The organism is Micromonospora sp. NPDC007220 (assembly GCF_040634035.1).
Classification (GTDB): Bacteria; Actinomycetota; Actinomycetes; order Mycobacteriales; family Micromonosporaceae; genus Micromonospora; species Micromonospora reichwaldensis.
Genome location: NZ_JBEYEU010000030.1, coordinates 25052 through 42731, shown reverse-complemented (window position 1 = coordinate 42731; position 17680 = coordinate 25052). Strand labels below are relative to the sequence as shown.

Here is a 17680-nt window from a genome sequence, read left to right as displayed (position 1 = left end):
TCGCGGCGGGTGCGGGAAGCCTATTACGGCATGGTGCCGATGAAGCGGCATGCCTGGTCGACGCCGTCGAGGGAGAGCAGGCGGCTGCGGGGCTCGGCGAGTCCGGCGAATCCGTATTGGCCGAGGTCGGCGCAGCGGCCTTGCAGCCAGTGCCAGTCGAGGCTGAGGTGGTCGGCCAGGTGACGGAGCCGTCCGCCGGGGGTGTCGCTAGCGGTCACGGAGTGAGCTAGCACGTCGCCGAGAGCGTCACGGTAGGTGGCGATGGTGTGGGAGTCGTCGGTGACATCGACGTGCCAGACGTCATCGCCGCGAATCCAGGTGGCCATGATTGCGCGTCTGCTGTCCATGACAAGCCCGGGCAGCGCGGTGTACTCCGGGTCATCGGTGACCGCGGTGTGGATTCCGACGGATTCCATCAATGCCATGGCGAGCAGCAGCAGGATCCGTTCGGACATCGAGGACGCGGCTACCGCGTGCGGGGGTAGGCAGAACATCCTCGTCATCGGTTGGGAGCTGCTTTGGAACCGTTCGGCGGTGTCGCGCAGGTAGCGCAGTTTGTGGCGGAACAGCAGCCACGTGCTGGCTTCCTCCCCGCGTTGCTCCCGGGTCCAGTAGACGGGCACGTCGGACAGGACATGGCTGTGGCGGCGGATGTGGTCGGCGCAGAACGCTGATCCCATCCACAGCCGCGACACTGATTCCAGGTCCTCGGCGATGTCGTGGCTGGCGGCGGACCGGGTCAGGTGTCTGTACGGCGACGCTGCGGCTCGGGCGGCGTCCAAACGGGCGTCGTCCAGCAGCAGCGACAGGTCGAGGTTCGTTACCGCCCATATGACGCCGGTGGTGATCGCGTCGAGCTGGTACGCGCGAGGGATGAGCAAGTGGGCGTCCCGACCGGCTTCGATCAGGTGCCGATCCGCCTGTCGAGAGTCGAGCGCGAACACACCAGGACGATCCAGTGCGTCTACGTGCCCCAAGATCAGCCGCCGCTGAACCGACCGGCGCCACCCCCGGTGCGTGCCGCAAGGGGGGATGGTGGCGAGGACGCGGCCGTCGTCGACCGCTGGGTATACCTCGACGTCGATGAGCGCTCCAGGGAAGTGCTGTCCTGTCGGGACGGGGATTGTTCGGTGCACGTCACCGCTGGACAGCGCAGGCGCGCAGTGTTCGAGCTGCAGCAGACTGCCTGCGGGAAGCAGGTCGGGATGTGAACCTGACTGGGCGACCTGTTGGCGGTCCACGGCGTCCGGTATTCCGCTGCTGGAGCGCCGAGGGCTGTAGAGGTCGAGATCGGCATCACTTGCGGCGTCAAGGGCGAGTCGTAGCGCGGCACGCCGCTCTTCGCTGGGCCATCGGCTCTCTCCGCGTTCCAGCTTGCCAACCCATCGGTGGTCAACATACTGGGCGGTGAGGTCGTGGCCCGGATAGAGCCGATCGAGGGCGATGTTCACGGCGTCGGCCAGCTCTGTCCGGGACATGCGCTGTCCGGGTCGCCGCGGCGACGACAAGCCCGCGCGTCTCGTCGCGAGCTGTGCGTTCGGCGTGATCACCGTCTCCGGATGACGAGGCACCGACAGACCTTCCCCGTGAACTTCGTCGGACTGCAGCAGATGGGCGCCCTAGCCGGGCGTTCTCAGTCGAGGCCGGTGACGTCCCGCGACCCACTGCTGCCATCGTGGCGACAGGGTAACGCAGCGTCAGCGCGGGCTTGGGTGGGCGTCGCCGAGACCGCAAGGCCGGCCTCGGCCGCCACGTGCCAGGAGCGGTGCCCTGGAACGCTGGGGCTCTCCTACTGCTCCCGCGCGGGCACAGACGAGAAGCCGCGTCCACACACGTCCTGCGTGAAAACGCGCCACTGCTTGGGACCGAATCGCAGCACCGGTCCGGCGCTGTCCTTCGAGTCGCGTACCAGGATCGATCCGAGGGTGCTGGCGACCTCGACGCAGTTGCCGTCGTCACTGCGACTGGACTTGCGCCAGACAACCTGATCATTGAACTGGGTGGTCATACCAGGGCTCCTTTGGTGGGTGCCAGACTCTCCGCCGCGGCGCGGAGGAGACGAATGCTCGATTCGGCAGACAGTGCTGCGGCCTTGAGCCGGCCGTGCAGGCTCACATAGGGGTCCAGCTCATCAGGATCGGTGTGAATCATGTCGCGGGTCAGGGTGTCGACCGCTACAGCTTGTGAGCCGTGCGGGTCGCGATAGCGGTAGATCGAGTACGCCGATCGTGGCGCGCTGTGTCCTCGGATCGAGGTGTCGGCCGGCAGCACCTGGACGACCACGGATGGATTGTTGGTGCACACGGCGACGACATGTCGAAGTTGCTCAGCGACGACCACGGGGTCAGCGGCGCGCCGTCGGATGGCGCTTTCATCGATGACGGCGGCGTATTGCGGCCCGCCGACGGCGAGCACCAGGCTCTGGCGGCGAGCGCGGGCGGCGACTGCGGCGGCAGGGTCGAACCCGTCACCATGACGGCCGGGTTCGCTGCGTAGCCGGGCATTGGCGAACGCTGGTGTCTGCAGTAAGCCGGGGATCAGTGAAATGGCGTACTCGGTGATCGTCTCGGTGCCGCTTTCCAGATCGGCATAGGTGGCCTGCCGGATCCCCATCCGTTCTGCGTCCGCCACCCACCATCCACGCGCCCAACCGTCGGCGGCGGCGTCCACGATCGCGGCTCGTCGGTTCACACCCGCCGCGAGGTAGTCACAGATTCCGCTGACGAGATCAATATCAGGGCCGAGACGTCCGTTCTCCAACGCACTGATCTGTTGCCGCGGAAATCCCAGCGCACGGGCGATCGACTCGCCCGTCACGCCATGCTCCTCCCGCAGCCGACGGATCTCACGTCCGAGCCATCGTCGGCGGACATACGGACTAGGGCGATTCACCGGCAGCCTCCAGGGACCACGCACGCCCGGTCGACAGTGGAGCTGACCGGGTGCGCTCACTGTAACCCCACCAATCCCTTGGTGGTGACCGAGCCGGCGGACGGTCCGCCACTGTTTCCGCAGGCCATGCACTGGTCGAACCGCAAGTCGGTACGCGAAGTCGGACCGAAGGTAGGTATTCCCAGCGTCAACCTCTGGCGGGCATGATCTTTTTGGATGGCGATTGGTTCAGCTTGGCGCTCCACTGCTGATCGGTATTGACGGTCATTCAGACGGGCGGTGCCTGCGTGTTGCTATTGATGATTGCCATTCTGGTGAGTCTGGCTGTCGGCTGGATGGCCGGAATGGTTACGTATCGAGCTTCCCGACGGTGGTGTGGCCGGTGCGGTGGTTCTCTTCGCTGCGCTGCCTGCGAACCGGCCACGATGACGGCCACCTGATTCAACAATTTCAGCAGCAAGTTTGATCACCAGCAGAACCAGGGCAGAGGTGACGGGGTTGGAAAGCGCTGCGAGACGAGGAATCGTCGCGAGGACGCGTCCGTTGGCGGACCTTCCTGTTCGGCTCAAGGCAGCACTGATTGTCGTGCCGACGGTATTGGCCGCGGTGCTCTCGACAGGGTTCGGCCTCTGGGCTTCTGTTCGGGAGGCTGGGGCTACGCGGCGCGCCGGGGACATGTTCATCGCGGGTGGAGCCGCTGGCGAGGTGACGCAGCGGCTTCAGGTCGAGCGGAACGCCGCGGTGGGCCTGCTGCTGCCCGGCTCGACGGTCACTCCAGCCGCTTTCGAGCGTGCGGTTCAGGACACGGATCGTGCGGTATCGCGGTTTCACCAGCAGCGTGACCGGCTTGATGACGTCCCGGAGTCCGTGCGACTGGTGTTAACCAGGGTGGACGCCGGCTTGATGGACGTTGGGGCGCAGCGGCAGCGGGTGCGAGGCGATGGGCTGGTGTCGTTGTCGGCGGTGGCCTTCGGTTACCGCGGGGTAATCGCTGATCTTGATGACTTGCTGCCCGCAGTGGCGCAGAGCGGCGTTACTCCTCAGCTCGCTGACGAGATGCGCGCGGCGGCGGCGATGTCGCGGGCTCGGGAGTCGGTGGGTCAGCAGCAGGTGGCGGTGTTGCAGGCGCTGGCGGCTAGGCGGTTGACCCCGGCGCTGCATGCCGAAATCGTGGCCGCCCGATCCGCGCAGGACGAGGCGTTGCGTGAGTTCGACGCGTTGGCGCGGCCGTCGTGGCAGGCGCTGCTGGGTCGAACGCTGACTGGCCCGGACGTGCTGGCCGCCGTGCGGCTAGACGGGGCGGTGTCCGGCACGGGCGTGTATGAGCCGGTGCGGTTGGCGGGCGGTGCTGCTCAGTGGAGCCGGGTGATGACCACCCGGGCGGACCTGCTGGCCCAGGTGCAGTCGGCGGTGAACGGTGACATCGGGGCTGGCGCTGATGACCTGTGGCTGGAGCAGGTTCGGTCTGCCGCGCTACAGGCCGCCGTGTTGATAGTGATGCTGATCGTTGCTGTGGTCACCGCGGTGCGGGTGGCGCGGTCGCTGGTCGGCCAGTTGTCGTTGTTGGAACAGGGCGCGCGGCGAGTCGCGGACGTTGAGCTGCCGGGTCTGGTCCGGCGGTTGCGGGCGGCATCGGATCCGACGGCGGCGCAGCGGTTGGCCGAGGGCGCTGGTGGAGTGGCGGTACCCGTCGTCGGTCGCGACGAGGTGGGACAGGTCGCTGACGCGTTCAACCTGGTGTTGCGTTCCGCCGTGGACGCGACGGTGGATCAGGCGCGGGGCCGTGCCCTGATCAGTGCGATGATCACGTCGGTTGGGCGGCGGGTCCAGGCGCTGACGGAGCAACTTCTGGGAAGTATCGATCTCCTTGAACGTGATGAGGAAGATCCGGATCGGCTGGCGATGGTGTTCGCCGCTGATCAGCAGGCGACTCGCCTGCGCCGCTTTGGGGCGAACCTGCTGATTGTCGCCGGTGGCGGTCCGGGTCAGTCGCAGCGGATGCCGGTTGAGTTGGGCGACCTGGTGAACGCGGCTTTGTCGGAGACCGAAGGTTTCGCCCGGATCAGTGTCGAGCGGCTGGTTGGGGTCGAGATCGACGCTCGCGCTGTCAACGCGGTCAAATCCATCCTGGCGGAGCTGCTGGACAACGCGACCCGGTTTTCCGCCGATCAGGTGCAGGTGTTGGCGGCATGGTCCGGGCGAGACGTGCAGATCCTCGTGGTCGACTCCGGTCTCGGGCTGGGTGCGAAGCAGTTGGAGCGTGCCAACGCGTTGCTGGCGAGCCCGGAGGTGGAAGTCACGGTCACCGACCAGATGGGCCTGGTCGTGATCTCACGCCTTGCCCGCGAGTTCGGGGTCCGCGTGCGCCTGACCATGACCAGACCGACTGGTATCACGGCCGAGGTGACCGTGCCGGCCGAGTACGTCACCCGAGTTCATGTACGCGAGATTGTGGTGCCCAGCCAGGTCCAGCGACGAGCCCGTCCCGAACTCGCGCCAGCACCCCAACCGGTTGCCCCGGTACAGCCTGTCGCCCCGGCGGTGCCCCGGACTGGCGACGGCTGGGCCGGTCCGACCCGGCCGTCCACGGCCGTGCCGGCGCCACCGCCGGACGCGACCATGGAATTACCGCAGGTGCGCCGCGATCGGGCACCGCTGCTGTTGCCGGCTGGCGACTCCCGTCCGGCTGACACTCCGGTGTTCCGTGAGGTCGTGGCGCGCTCACCGTGGTTGTGGCCGCAGACCGACGACGCAGGCGGGTTTCGCACCGCAGCCGATGCGGGCTGGCAGGCGGCGGCGTCCACCGCCGAGCCGGCCACGGATGGGCGTACCGCGTCCGGTCTTCCTCGACGCCGCCCCCACGCACACGTGGTGCCCGGTGGGCTGCCGACGCAGCGCACCCGCTCCGAGCCTTCCGCACCGATCGATCCTGCGGCGATCAGAGCACAGGTCGCCGGAACGCTACGTGGCCTGCGGGCCGCGTCTGTCACCCCTCCCCTCGCGACAGGAGAACACTGATGGCCCCCACCACTACCGCCACACCCCGTAATCCGCAGCTATCGACTGTGCTGGACGGGTTGGCGCAGCAGATGCCGGCCGTGGCGCACGTCGTCGCGGTGTCTGCGGATGGGCTGCTGCTGGCCAGCACCTCCGGCCTGGAGATTGACCGGGGCGACCAGCTCGCCGCGATCGTGTCCGGTCTGGTCAGTCTGGCCCGCGGTGCCACCGATCTACTGCTGACCGGGAGTGTGCAGTTCCAACTGCTGATGATGGCCGACGGGATCCTCGTCGTGCAGCAGGTGCCCGACGGCACGTCGCTGGCCGCGCTGGCCCGCGTCGACTGCGACCCGTCGCTCGTCGCCTACCAGCTGGCGGCGCTCGCGGCACGCATCGGCGAGCAGGCAAGACCGGGACCACGCGTGGCGGGCTGACCCAGGTGCCGGTGGCGACGAGCATGGGCTTGGACCCGAGCGTGATTGACGGTCATGCCTCGACGGTCACGGTTCTGGTGACCGGCGGCCCGGGGACGGGCAAGACCTGCTTCCTGCGGGCCGCGAGCCACGGCCACGCGGTGCTGGCTGGCCAACCGGGCAGCGTGTGGGAGGCCGGCTCCGCCACCCTGCCCACCGGCGTCACCGTCGCCTTGCGTACCACCCCCGGGCAGCGGCGCTGGTGGTGGATGTGGGACCAGCTCGCCACAGGCGTCTTCGGGGCTGTGGTGCTGGTCGACTCCACTCGCCTGGCGGCCTCGTTTCCGGCGCTGGATTACCTCGACGCCCGTCGTCTGCCGCACCTGGTGGCGATCAACCGGCCTCTCGGTGGCTCGCGCAACCGCCGCGAGATCCGCGAGGCCCTGCGGGTCACCGCGCAGGTGCCGGTCCTGACCTGTGACGCCACTGAGCCCGCCTCCGTGTTGGCCGTCCTGCACCACCTCACCACCGCCGTACCCGCCACCCATGACCCGTCTTCCACGCCCCTTCCTTACTGATCAGCGCACTCGCACGAAAGGACTCCGACTCCCGTGATCCCTCAAAACACCGCCCGCCGATCTCGGTGGCGCCTGGCTTTGGCCGCCGCCATCGCTGCCGTGCTCATCGCCGTCTCCGGATGCTCCGGGTCGAGCCTCGGCGGCTCGGACACCGCCGGTGGCGAGATCCGCATCGGCCTGATCGTGCCGAAGTCCGGCCCGTACAAGGCGGTCGGTGACGATCAGTCGGCCGGGTGGCGGCTGGCCCTGGAAAAGCTGGGCGGCAAGCTCGGCGGCCGACCCGTCAAGGTGATTGAGGCCGACGAGGGCGACGGTAAAGCCACCGCGCTCGCGTCGGCGCGCAAGCTGATCGAGCAGGACAAGGTCCTCGCCCTGGTCGGCGGGGGCACCGCGGACACGGTGCAGACCCTGTACCCGCTGTTGAAGGAGTCCGGGGTGCCGCTGATCGGCACCGGCGGCCGGCCCTCCACAGTCGCCGACCCGACGTACCTGTGGTCGACGTCGTGGCTGAGTCAGGAGACCGGCGCGTCGATCGCCGGCTACCTGCGGCAAAAGGTCGGCGACGGCCGGGTATGGGTAATCGGCCCCGACTACATCGGCGGACGCGACCAAATCGCCGGGTTCGTCGACACGTTCCGCAAGGCAGGCGGGAAGCTGGCCAACCCGGGCGGCGAGCCGACGTGGACGCCGTGGGCGCCGGCCCCGACCACCGAGTTCTCCCCTTACCTGACGAAGATCAAGCAGGCTGCTCCGGCGGCGGTCTACACCTTCTACGCCGGCGCGTCCGCGATCGAGTTCGTCAAGCAGTACAGGCAGTACGGCGTCGATGTGCCGCTGTACGCCTCGGGCTTCCTCACCGAGGGCGCGCCGCTCGCGGCCTTGGGGCAGCAGGCCAAGGGCGTCTACACCGCGCTGAACTACTCGACAACGCTGGACAACGCGGCCAACCGGGACTTCGTGCGCCGCTACACGGCGGCCAACGACGGGCGCCTGCCGAACCTCTACCACGTCTGTTCCTGGGACGCGGCCCTCGTGCTGGACAAGGCGATAGCGGAGGCGCTCACCCGCCCCGACGCCCCGGCGGCCACCCCTGCCACCACGACGTCACCGGCTTCCGGTAGCCCAGCGGCATTCGGTTTGGCCGCGTCGTCGGCTGCCGAAGGAGACGAGGCGGGCGGTGAGTTGACCTCGCGGTCGCTGACGGCGGCGCTGTCGCGGGTCGGGTCGATCGACTCACCCCGGGGTGCCTGGCAGTTCGGGCCGACCAACCACACCCCCGTGCAGGCGTACTACCTGCGCGAGGTCGCCCAAGACGGGCAGGTGTGGGTCAACCGCACCGTGCAGACGCTCACCACCCTCGGCTCCTGAGAACGAAGGACAGACACGATGACCACGACCACCGCCGGCGAGCAGATCGCCGGGTACATGTTCGACAACGCCACCGACGAAGCCAAGAACCAGCTTCGCCACCTCGGGGAGATCCTCGACGCCGGCACCCGCCGGATCCTGGTCGAGGCCGGCTTGGCGCCGGGCTGGAGCGTCACCGACGTCGGTGCCGGGGCGGGCACGCTGACCGCCTGGCTGTCCGACCAGGTCGCCCCGGGCGGGCACGTGACCGCCGTGGACCTGGACCCTCGCCACATCCCCACCGGCCCCAACATCACTGTGCGGGCTGGAGACATTCGGCACCTGAAGCTGGAGGGCTCGCAGCAGGCGGTCGTGGCGCGGCTGGTGCTGATGCACCTGCCCGAACGGGAGCAGGTCCTCGCCCGACTTACTGAAGCCCTCGCTCCGGGCGGGGTGCTCGTGGTGGCCGACTGGGACTGCACCTGGCGGGACATGATCCGCCGCAGCCCCCACCAGCGTGCCACCGAGCTGCTCGAACAGTTCCACGACGGCTTGCTCGCCTTCGGCGAGTCGCGTGGGGCGGACATGGGATGGGCCAAACGGGCACCGGAGGCGATGCTGCGCGCCGGCCTGGCCGATGTCGAGAGCCACATCGAGTCCCGGTCGTGGCGCGGCGGCACCGGCATCTGCCTGCTGCACCGCTCCAACTCCATCCAGCGCGAGGCCGAATTGCTCGACGCCGGCATGACCCGCGAGGACCTGACCGAGCTGCGGGAGGTGCTGATGGACCCGGAGCTGCTGCTGTCGGGCTACCTGATGCACACCACCGTCGGCCGCCGCATCACCCAGGCCTGATCGGCAAAACCAGAGAAAAAGGGGGAGTGTCGTGGGCTGGAGCGGGCTCGTCAACGCCTACACGATCACCGCACTGGATGGTGTCGCGTACGGGTTGCTGCTGTTCACCATCGCCGCCGGACTGACGTTGATCTTCGGCGTTGCCGGGGTGTTCAGCATGGCTCACGGCACTCTCTACCTCGCTGGGGCCTACCTTGCCTGGCACTACGCCGACGGCGGCTGGACCGGTCTTGCTCTCGCGCTGGCCGCCGCCGTGCTGCTCGGCAGCCTCGGGGGAGCAGGTCTGGCCGCCGCGGTGCGCCCGCTGACCGACCGACCGTTGGATCAGGTGCTGGCCACGCTCGGCATCGCCTACATCGCCGCCGACCAGTTCAGCTTCGTGTTCGGCGCCGAGCCGCGCTCGGTTGATCCGCCCCGGGCGGTCGCCGGCTCGGTGAGCCTGGGCGGTTTCCAGTACCCGGTCTACCGGCTGCTGTTCATCGCGGTCGGCCTCGCGGTGGTGGCGGCGCTGTTCATGCTCGTCGAGCGGTCCCGCGCCGGAGCGGTCGTGCGGGCGGTGGTCGCCGATGCGGGCATGGCCGCCGCCACCGGCCTACGCACCGGCATCGTCCGGACCGGGGTGTTGGTGGGTGGGGGAGTCCTCGCCGTGACCGCCGGGGTCCTCGGCGCACCGGTTATCGGCCCCTCGCCGGGGGTGGACACCACCATCCTGGTCTACTCGTTGATCGTCTGCGTCGTCGGCGGTCTCGGCAGCATCCGCGGCGCACTGCTCGCCGCCCTCGGCGTCGGGCAGATCCTCACCCTCGGCGTCGCCCTCGTCCCTGGGGCCGCCGCATTCGTTCTCGCCGCCGCGATGCTCGCCGCGCTTACCCTCCGTCAGCGCACCGCACTGCCGGGACGGCCCGCATGACCACCACCCTCACTCCCACCCCCGCGTCCACTGGCACCCCGGCTCGCCGGCCGGTTCGGCTGCCGTCCTGGGCCCTACCGACGATCGGGGCCCTAGGCTTGGCGGCAGCGGTGGGACTGCCGTGGCTGGTCAACGCCTACCTGATCTCCCTTGCCGCCACCGCCCTGGTCATGGCCGTGCTCGCGATGAGCACCCAACTCCTGGCCGGCCTCGCCGGGCTCGCGCCGCTGGGACAGGCCGCCTACCTGACCGTCGGCGCCTACACCGCCGCGAGCATCGCCACGCTGACCAGCCTCGGCCCGGTCCACCTACTCGCGGCTGCCGCCGCCGGGGCCCTCGCCGCCGCCGTGACCGGCCTGTTGGCGGTGCGTGCCCGGGGCACCACCTTTCTCATGGTCACCTTCGGCCTCGGCGAGCTCATCCACGCCGCCGCGAACCAGTGGGCCCCGGGCGGCAACGAAGGCGTCCACATCCCACCCGCCATCGCGCTGCCCGGCCTGACCGCGATGGTGCGCCCCGGCTGGGTGTACCTGTACGTGCTCGCCGCCACGCTGCTCATCGGCGTCGTCGTCGCCATCCTCGTCCGGACCCGCTTCGGCCTGCTGCTGCGCGGCATCGCCGCCCACGAACCCCGAGTACAGGCAGCAGGACACCACACCAGCCGACTTCTGCTCGTCGCGTACACGCTCGCCGGGGGGATCGCCGGCGCGGCCGGAGCCCTACTGATCGCGGTCACCCGGTACGTCTCACCCGCCGACGCCGCCATGGGCATCTCCGCCCTCGCCCTGGCCGCCGCGCTCATCGGATCCGGCAGCATGGCCGGCGCCTGCGCCGCCGCGATCCTCCTCGTCGCCGCCCGCGACTGGATTGGCGGACTACTCGGCGGCCACGGCCCCACCCTGCTCGGCCTGGCATTTCTGCTGCTGGCCTACCTACCCCGGCACCGCCTTGCCGGCCTCACCACCCGACTCCCCGGGAGGCGGACATGAGCGTCCCCCTGCTGCGTGTGGACACCGTCAGCCGCTCCTACGGATCCCGCCGCGCTGTCGACAAGGTCAGCGTCGACCTGGAGGCCGGGGCCCGACACGCGATCATCGGCCCCAACGGCGCCGGCAAGTCCACGCTGCTGCACCTCGTCGCCGGCACACTGCGCCCCACCGCCGGCCGCATCCACTACGCCGGCCACGACATCGGCCGCTGGCCTGCCCACCGCCGCGCCCGCGCCGGCATCGCCCGCACCTGGCAACACCCCGCCCTCGCCCGCCCACTCACCGCCATCCAGAACGTGCTACTCGCCGTCCCCGGACAGCGCCTCGCAGCGCTGCGCCCGCAGCCGCACGCCGTAACGGCCGCCCACACGGCGCTGGCGCAGGTCGGCCTGGCCGCCCACGCCGACCGGCCCGCCGGCCAGCTCGCCTACGGCGACCAACGCCGCCTGGAGATCGCCGTCGCGCTCGCCGCCGGGCCCCGGCTACTGCTGCTCGACGAACCCTCCGCCGGCCTCGCCACCGACGAGATCACCCGCCTCGCGGAGCTGATCCGCGCGCTGCCGGACGACATCACCGTGCTGCTAGTCGACCACAACCTCGACTTCGTCGCCGCCGTCGCCGACACGATCACCGTGCTGCACCACGGCCAGCACATCGCCACCGGCACCCCCACCATGATCCGCGAACACCCCGACGTACGCCGCGCCTACCTCGGCGTCGACACCACCGCCAGCCCCGAACCGCGCGACGCCCACGGCCGCCGGGACACCGTCGCGGACGGAACACCGGTCCTGCGCGTGCGCCACCTGCACGCGGGCTACACCGGGGCACCGGTGCTCACCGACATCACCCTCGACGTGCGGGCCGGGCGGGTGACCGCAGTCGTCGGCCGCAACGGCGCCGGCAAAACCACCCTGATCAACACCATCGCCGGCCTACACCCCGCCGATCCTGGCACCGAACTCCTCCTGCATGGCCAGTCCTTGACCGAGTGCGACACCCGCGCCCGCGTTCGCGCAGGTCTCGGCCTGGTCCCGCAAGGACGCCGCCTGTTCGCCGGACTCACCGTCGACGAACACCTCGCGCTACCCCGACCGCATCCCAGCCGGCCCAGGACCATCGACGTCCGCCAGGTGCTCGACCTGTTCCCGGCGCTCGCGCAGCGATGCCATCATCAACCCCACCAGCTCTCCGGAGGCGAGCAGCAGATGCTCGCCCTGGCCCGCGCGCTCATCGCCGCCCCCGACGTGCTGCTGCTCGACGAACCGTCCGAAGGCCTCGCCCCCGCCGTCGTCGGCCACCTCGCGGCGATCATCACCGGCCTCGCCGCCGAAGGCACCGCGGTCCTGCTCGCCGAACAGAACCTCGCACTGGCCTGTCAGGTCGCGCACGACATCGCCGTCCTGGACCGCACCCGGATCACCCACCACGTCGCCACAGCCGATCTACGCGAGTACCCCACCGAACTGCACGACCTGCTCACCGTCTCGACCACCACACCGACACCGTCATGACTGCAACCCACGATCGTTTCCGATGCGGTGGGGTCACCCCCGTGCCTTGCCGCTGTTCATCCGGCGCAGCGGCCCGGCCGCGCCGGGTGGACGCCGCCGCCCGCACGGCACACCCCGTAGCGGGCGGCGGCGGGTGGTTGGCGACGCTGACCCGGACACGGTCGCCAACCACCCCACCCACCACCAACCACGTGCTGGTGGAGCCGTGACCGACGACGACATCAGCCTGTGGCTGCTCACCGACCTGGCCAGCTGCACCACCTGCGGGCAGACACTCCAGCCCTACGCCGCCACCCCACGACGCCGCTTCTACGTCTGCTTCTGCTTCACCCTGCACGACGCCGCATACCTGGAGGCCCTCGTCGTCGGGCATGCCGCCGCCCACGACAGGCGCACCGCCACCGAACGACCCCTCATCACCTACTACCGGTGGCGCCAGTCCACCCGAGCGGACCTGCGCCAACACCTTGTCCGCATGGTCGACCAGGTTTTCGTCCGCACACCACACGCCATCGACCTGCGCTGGCACGCCCATTTACCCACCACCACCGCCGCCTACCACCCATGACCGGAACGAGGCCCACCATCGCTGCCGTGCGAAACCGGCACGTCCCCGCGAGGACCAACTGAGCACCTGATGCCGCCGGCATCACCCACCACACCGACACCCAAGGAACGCCATGACGACCACACTGCCGACCCACCCCGCGCCGATACACCAGCTGCTCAACCCGAGCATCCACAACGTCCTGGACCACCTCGACATCAAAGTCAACCAGCGGGTACTGGAGGTTGGCGCCGGTACCGGCGAGATCACCGCCCGCCTGGCGCAGCTCGTCGGCCGCTACGGGGCCGTCACCGCCGTTGACACCGACACCAGCCACCTGACCGGCACCCCCGTTATCGACGTCCAGCAGCTCGACCCGAACCGCGACCTCCTGCCCGGCCAGGCCGACAGCTACGACCACATCATTGCCCGCTGGCTTCACGGCACCCTGCGCGATCCCGCAGACGTGGTCGAGCAGATGATCGCCCGGCTGCGTCCGGGTGGCTGGCTCGTCCTCGCCGACATCAGACGCACCCCACCCCGGGTCTACCGCAGCCCCGACGACGAATCCCTCACCCTGATCTCCGCCGTCATGCATGAGGTTCAATGCGCCGTCACCGGCTCGTATCGCGGAACCTGGACTACTACGCCCGAAACCGTTCTCCTGCACCACGGCCTGGTGCAGCACTGCATCCACTCGGGCGCCGAGACCTGGACCGGGGGCGGACCCGAATGCCGACTACTCGCCGACATCGTCACCCACCTGCATTCCACCCTGACCGACATCACGCAGGAGGACGTCGACCGGTTCGCCAGCCTCATGGCGGACCCCCGCGTACTCCTCGGCTCCTACGAACACCGGGTCATCCACGCCCGCGAGCGCACCTAAAGGGCGTGAACCATGACTCACCTGGTCCTACCGGCGCGCCGTCTCTTGGGCGCACTACTCGGCGGCAGCCTCGTCCTCGCGGCGCTCACCGCGTGCCAGAGCGACGGCACTGCCCCTGCCACGTCAGGACGAGACGTGAGCCCGCCACCCGCAGAACAACCGTCCGCCTCGCCCGCTACGACAGCAACCGCCGCCGGGCTCACCACTCGGCAGCGCTTGGAACTGCTCGCTAGCACCATCAGCGCCACGCCCGCTGACACCACCGCCGGGCTGCCCTACACGTACCTGCACCTGCAAACGTGGGCACGCGCGACCAACACGATCGTTCTCACCGACCTACGACGCTGGCGCCACGACAGAGACGGCTCAGGCCGAGAGATCAGCCGCCGGGCACCGGACCTGTGGGGCGTAAACCACCAGCTCACGCCCGACGATCGTGACCAGTTCAGCCGGGCGGCGCAGACCTCGACCCGATACGGGGCCGGACAGCTGCATCCCTACCTTCCCGGTGCGATCCCGGCCGACCCGGGGGAGCTGGCCAAACTGCTGGTGCCGCCAGAGCTGGTCGACGAGCCGGCCTACCCGAGGCTGCTGGCCGGCGGCGTCGTCGGCCTAGCCACCAACCAGTACCTCGACCAACGGCAACGCGCGACAGCCCTGCGCGTCCTGGCGACGATTCCTGGGATCACGTATAGGGGCGCGACGAGGGACCTCGCTGGCCGACCCGGACTGCTCTTCCGAGTCGTCGCCGGGGGATCCACCTCGACGTTGGTGATCGACCCGGCCACCGGCGATCTGCTCGCCGCCCAGGAGTGGCTCGATGGCGGGCGCCGGCCAGGGCTGTTCTCCCACATCCTCCTGCTGGAGCGGGGCCGTGCCGGTACCTCCACGGCATCACCATCGCCGCCCGCGTGACCTACGGGCGGTGACAAGCCACCGGCCGCCGAACCCTTGGGGGTAGGGCGGCGGCCGATCCTGCGTGGCCGGCGGCAGCGGTTCCCCCGTTCCCTCCCGCCGGCCACCCCACTTCCCCCAGCAACAAGACAGCCAGCAAGGAGTACGAGGTGACGCATCACATCCGGGCCGCCCGATGGACGGAGCAGGGTCCTGTCGCCGCGGTGATCGCCGGGGCCCTACAGCCCACTCCTCTTGCCGCCTGGCTGGTACCCGACGAGGAAGAGCGCGGACGCGTTCTGACCGACGTCGCCAAAATCTGGGTCGAACACGCCCTCTTCTTCGGCGACGTCTACGTCACCACCGACCTCGCCGCCGCCGCGGTCTGCTTCCACCGGTTGCGGCCCCTTCCGCCACCGGTCAAATACACCACTCGCCTCGCCACCGCCGCCGGCCCGCACGCAGAGCGCTTCCTCGCCCTGGACGACATCATCGCCAGCAGCCAACCGGCCCACGCCCACTACCACCTCGCGTACCTCGCCGTGCGCCCCACACACCAGAGGTCCGGCCGAGGCCGCGCACTGATGACTCACGTTCGCAACCGGACCTACCGTCTCGACCTACCGTCATGGACTGTCGCACTCCCGCCCGGGCAACACCTCCTCGCCCAGGTCGGCTACGACACCACCCAGTCAACCGTGCAGCCGAGCACCGGCGTGACCATGCACCCGATGAGCCGCAGCCCACGCCAGCGCAGCGGGGCCCGATCACCGTCCGTCACACGCAGTAAAGAGGCGAAGCCGTGACCCCAGAGCGGGCAGGCGCAGTGGCCAGCCCTGCCCTGGTCGCCACGATGCGCAGGGCAACGCCCCGCGACGTCGCCGCGATCACGGTGCTGCTGGCCAGCGCCCTGGACACCGACCCCGTCGTGCGGTGGCTGCTGCCCAACTCGACACAGCGCGTCACCATCCTGCACCGATTGCTCGCCGTTGGCGTCGACCACGCCATCGAAACCGGGACCGTCGACGTAACCGTGAACCTCTCGGCGGTCGCGGTGTGGCGTCGCTACGACCCGCACGCCTCTGCCTGCCCGCTCGCAGATCACCAGCTGACCATCCTCGCCGGCACCGCGGCCGGCCGCCTGAGGCAGCTGACCTCGGCCGTCGACGGCTACCGGTCCTGGGTGCCGCACCACTGGCTGTCATGGCTGGCAGTGCACCCCGCCTACCGCCGACAGGGCCTCGCCAGCGAGCTACTACGACGGCATCACGCCGTCGTCGGCAGCTCCGGATGGCCGGCCTGCACCGTGGTCACCACCGAGGCGGTCCGCGACCTGCTGCGCAGACAGGGCTACCACGCCGCCCTGCCGCTGGCCCTACCCGACGGACCGAAACTCTGGCCGCTGAGCAGGGAAGCCCGACCGGTACGTCCCGGAGCCTCTCTCCTGCCTGACCGCCGAAGCCCGAGCCGTCCGCCACGATCCGAGAGCCCTTGATGCCCCAGAACATGACCCAGCGCCCGACCGCGTGGACCCCCGCGTTCGTCGCGGACGTGGTAGCCGACGTCCTTGGCAGCGGCGAGAGCGCCGGCCTCTACCGAGCCGCCACACTGGCGGCGCAGATCCACCGGATCCCGGCAGCCACCGTATGGCGGTGGGTGGCCAGCGCTACCGGCATCGAGACGGTGTCACTGCCGCCAGGGCTGCTCGTCTGCCGATTGTGCGCGCAGCCGATGGTGCTCGTGGATCTGCCTCAGCATGAGCCGTGCTACAGCTGCCGCTCAGCCTGCCCACGCAGACCGCTGCCCGCCTCGCAGATCAGCACCCTTATCGCCGAGGCCATGCTGCAACGCGTCCCCCAGCTCGTCCCCCGCGGTCGGACCCACGACGCCGCCCTCTACGCACCCGGCATCATCCGCCGCATCACCGTCGGCGCGACCGCCACAGACCTGCACATTACCTGGCACCCCGCACCACGACGGCTACACCGACCCGACCTGACCACACGCCAGCGGCTCGACCTCGCCCGCCAGCGGATGGACGCCGGCGATATGACTGACGCACTCGGACTACTGGAGACCGGCCTCCGCCAAATCGATCCCCACCGCACGGGCGCCACCGCACGTGACGAAACCACCGCTACCGTCGCCGTCCTCTACGCGCAAATCCTGCTCACCACCCACCGCGCCTCGACCGCTATCACCTGGGCCGCCTACGGCCACCGGTCCCTGCGCAAATTCCTTGGTGACCACAACCCGACGACGTGCCACGCGCTGAAAGTCCTTGCCGCCGCGCACCGCCACGCCGGTCACACATCCCACGCCGCCGACCTGTACGCCGAGCTCGCCGCCCACCTCCACCGCATGCTGGGCCCCCGCGCGCTCCCCACCATCGCGGCTCACGCCACCCACGCGCTACTGCTGTTCGATAGCGGCGACTGCGTCACCGCACGGCAACTGCTAGCAAACACCCTTGCCGCCCACAAGGCCCAGCGACGCGAGCACCCCGACGGGCCTCGGATGCAACACGAACTCGAACGCATGCGCCGCCACTGCCTCAACAGCAAGCACCGACACGCCATCGACGCCGATGCCTAACGCCCATTGGCTCCTACCCGCCAGTCCGTTAACGGCGAGGCGAGGCGGACTCACCTCGCGGTGATGGCGGCGGCATCACCGCGAGGTGGGTGTCGCGCAGCGCAGAATCGCACGGGAGAACTGGGTGGATTGGTGCTACCTGGCTACGTGTTCTTGTCGCTGCGTCGCTCGTGGGGCCATCGGGTCGACGCGACCTGGCGGAATCCGCCTATTTCACGCCCTCGTTCGCCAGCGGAGGGTGCCGCAGTGCGCGAGTAGTG

At 69.6% G+C, this 17680-nt stretch carries 17 protein-coding genes; 14 read left to right on the top strand and 3 right to left on the bottom strand.

Features of this window, described 5'->3' with window-relative positions; all coding sequences use genetic code 11:
• Positions 1 to 23 precede the first annotated feature (23 nt).
• The 3 genes from ABZ573_RS29175 to ABZ573_RS29165 all read right to left on the bottom strand — a co-directional run bounded on the left by ABZ573_RS29175 (position 24) and on the right by ABZ573_RS29165 (position 2892).
• Entirely contained in the window at positions 24 to 1550 is a 1527-nt protein-coding gene (locus tag ABZ573_RS29175; RefSeq protein ID WP_151454189.1) for an XRE family transcriptional regulator, read from the bottom strand.
• Positions 1551 to 1789: 239 nt separating this feature from the next.
• On the bottom strand, positions 1790 to 2008 hold the full coding sequence (locus ABZ573_RS29170; protein WP_151454188.1) for a DUF397 domain-containing protein: 219 nt from the start codon (positions 2006 to 2008) through the stop codon (positions 1790 to 1792).
• Positions 2005 to 2892 (bottom strand): helix-turn-helix transcriptional regulator, encoded by an 888-nt coding sequence (locus ABZ573_RS29165; protein WP_151454187.1) that lies wholly within the window; start codon positions 2890 to 2892, stop codon positions 2005 to 2007. The genes ABZ573_RS29170 and ABZ573_RS29165 overlap by 4 nt, the downstream gene beginning before the upstream one ends.
• A gap of 498 nt (positions 2893 to 3390) precedes the next feature.
• On the opposite strand from ABZ573_RS29165, the gene ABZ573_RS29160 reads away from it, so the two are divergent.
• The 14 genes from ABZ573_RS29160 (at position 3391) to ABZ573_RS29095 (ending at position 17420) form a co-directional block, all read left to right on the top strand.
• A complete protein-coding gene (locus ABZ573_RS29160; RefSeq protein ID WP_358122242.1) occupies positions 3391 to 5910 on the top strand; it encodes a nitrate- and nitrite sensing domain-containing protein in 2520 nt (839 codons plus the stop codon).
• Positions 5910 to 6323, top strand: a complete 414-nt coding sequence (locus tag ABZ573_RS29155) for a roadblock/LC7 domain-containing protein (protein ID WP_151454186.1) — start codon at positions 5910 to 5912, stop codon at positions 6321 to 6323. Before ABZ573_RS29160 ends, ABZ573_RS29155 begins: the two co-directional genes overlap by 1 nt.
• Before the next feature lie 11 nt (positions 6324 to 6334).
• Complete coding sequence (locus ABZ573_RS29150; protein WP_225852139.1) at positions 6335 to 6880, top strand: ATP/GTP-binding protein; 546 nt, start codon at positions 6335 to 6337, stop codon at positions 6878 to 6880.
• Positions 6881 to 6913: 33 nt separating this feature from the next.
• Entirely contained in the window at positions 6914 to 8248 is a 1335-nt protein-coding gene (locus ABZ573_RS29145; protein ID WP_358122231.1) for an ABC transporter substrate-binding protein, read from the top strand.
• Positions 8249 to 8266: 18 nt separating this feature from the next.
• Entirely contained in the window at positions 8267 to 9082 is an 816-nt protein-coding gene (locus ABZ573_RS29140; RefSeq protein WP_151457688.1) for a class I SAM-dependent methyltransferase, read from the top strand.
• Between the two features lie 31 nt (positions 9083 to 9113).
• Positions 9114 to 9992 carry a branched-chain amino acid ABC transporter permease gene (locus ABZ573_RS29135; protein ID WP_151457687.1) on the top strand — a complete coding sequence of 293 codons (879 nt, stop codon included), beginning with the start codon at positions 9114 to 9116 and terminating at the stop codon, positions 9990 to 9992.
• 110 nt (positions 9993 to 10102) lie between these two features.
• Positions 10103 to 10981, top strand: a complete 879-nt coding sequence (locus ABZ573_RS29130) for a branched-chain amino acid ABC transporter permease (RefSeq protein ID WP_225852550.1) — start codon at positions 10103 to 10105, stop codon at positions 10979 to 10981.
• On the top strand, positions 10978 to 12495 hold the full coding sequence (locus ABZ573_RS29125; RefSeq protein ID WP_358122228.1) for an ATP-binding cassette domain-containing protein: 1518 nt from the start codon (positions 10978 to 10980) through the stop codon (positions 12493 to 12495). Before ABZ573_RS29130 ends, ABZ573_RS29125 begins: the two co-directional genes overlap by 4 nt.
• Positions 12496 to 12700: 205 nt before the next feature.
• Positions 12701 to 13063, top strand: coding sequence for a hypothetical protein (locus ABZ573_RS29120; RefSeq protein ID WP_151453084.1), 363 nt, complete (start codon positions 12701 to 12703; stop codon positions 13061 to 13063).
• Between the two features lie 112 nt (positions 13064 to 13175).
• A complete protein-coding gene (locus tag ABZ573_RS29115) occupies positions 13176 to 13931 on the top strand; it encodes a class I SAM-dependent methyltransferase (protein ID WP_151453085.1) in 756 nt (251 codons plus the stop codon).
• A 135-nt stretch (positions 13932 to 14066) separates the two neighbouring features.
• Complete coding sequence (locus tag ABZ573_RS29110) at positions 14067 to 14846, top strand: hypothetical protein (RefSeq protein WP_358122225.1); 780 nt, start codon at positions 14067 to 14069, stop codon at positions 14844 to 14846.
• Between the two features lie 149 nt (positions 14847 to 14995).
• Positions 14996 to 15631, top strand: a complete 636-nt coding sequence (locus ABZ573_RS29105; RefSeq protein WP_358122223.1) for a GNAT family N-acetyltransferase — start codon at positions 14996 to 14998, stop codon at positions 15629 to 15631.
• Positions 15632 to 15651: 20 nt separating this feature from the next.
• A complete protein-coding gene (locus ABZ573_RS29100; RefSeq protein ID WP_151453087.1) occupies positions 15652 to 16320 on the top strand; it encodes a GNAT family N-acetyltransferase in 669 nt (222 codons plus the stop codon).
• A complete protein-coding gene (locus ABZ573_RS29095) occupies positions 16320 to 17420 on the top strand; it encodes a hypothetical protein (RefSeq protein ID WP_151453088.1) in 1101 nt (366 codons plus the stop codon). Before ABZ573_RS29100 ends, ABZ573_RS29095 begins: the two co-directional genes overlap by 1 nt.
• Positions 17421 to 17680 lie beyond the last annotated feature (260 nt).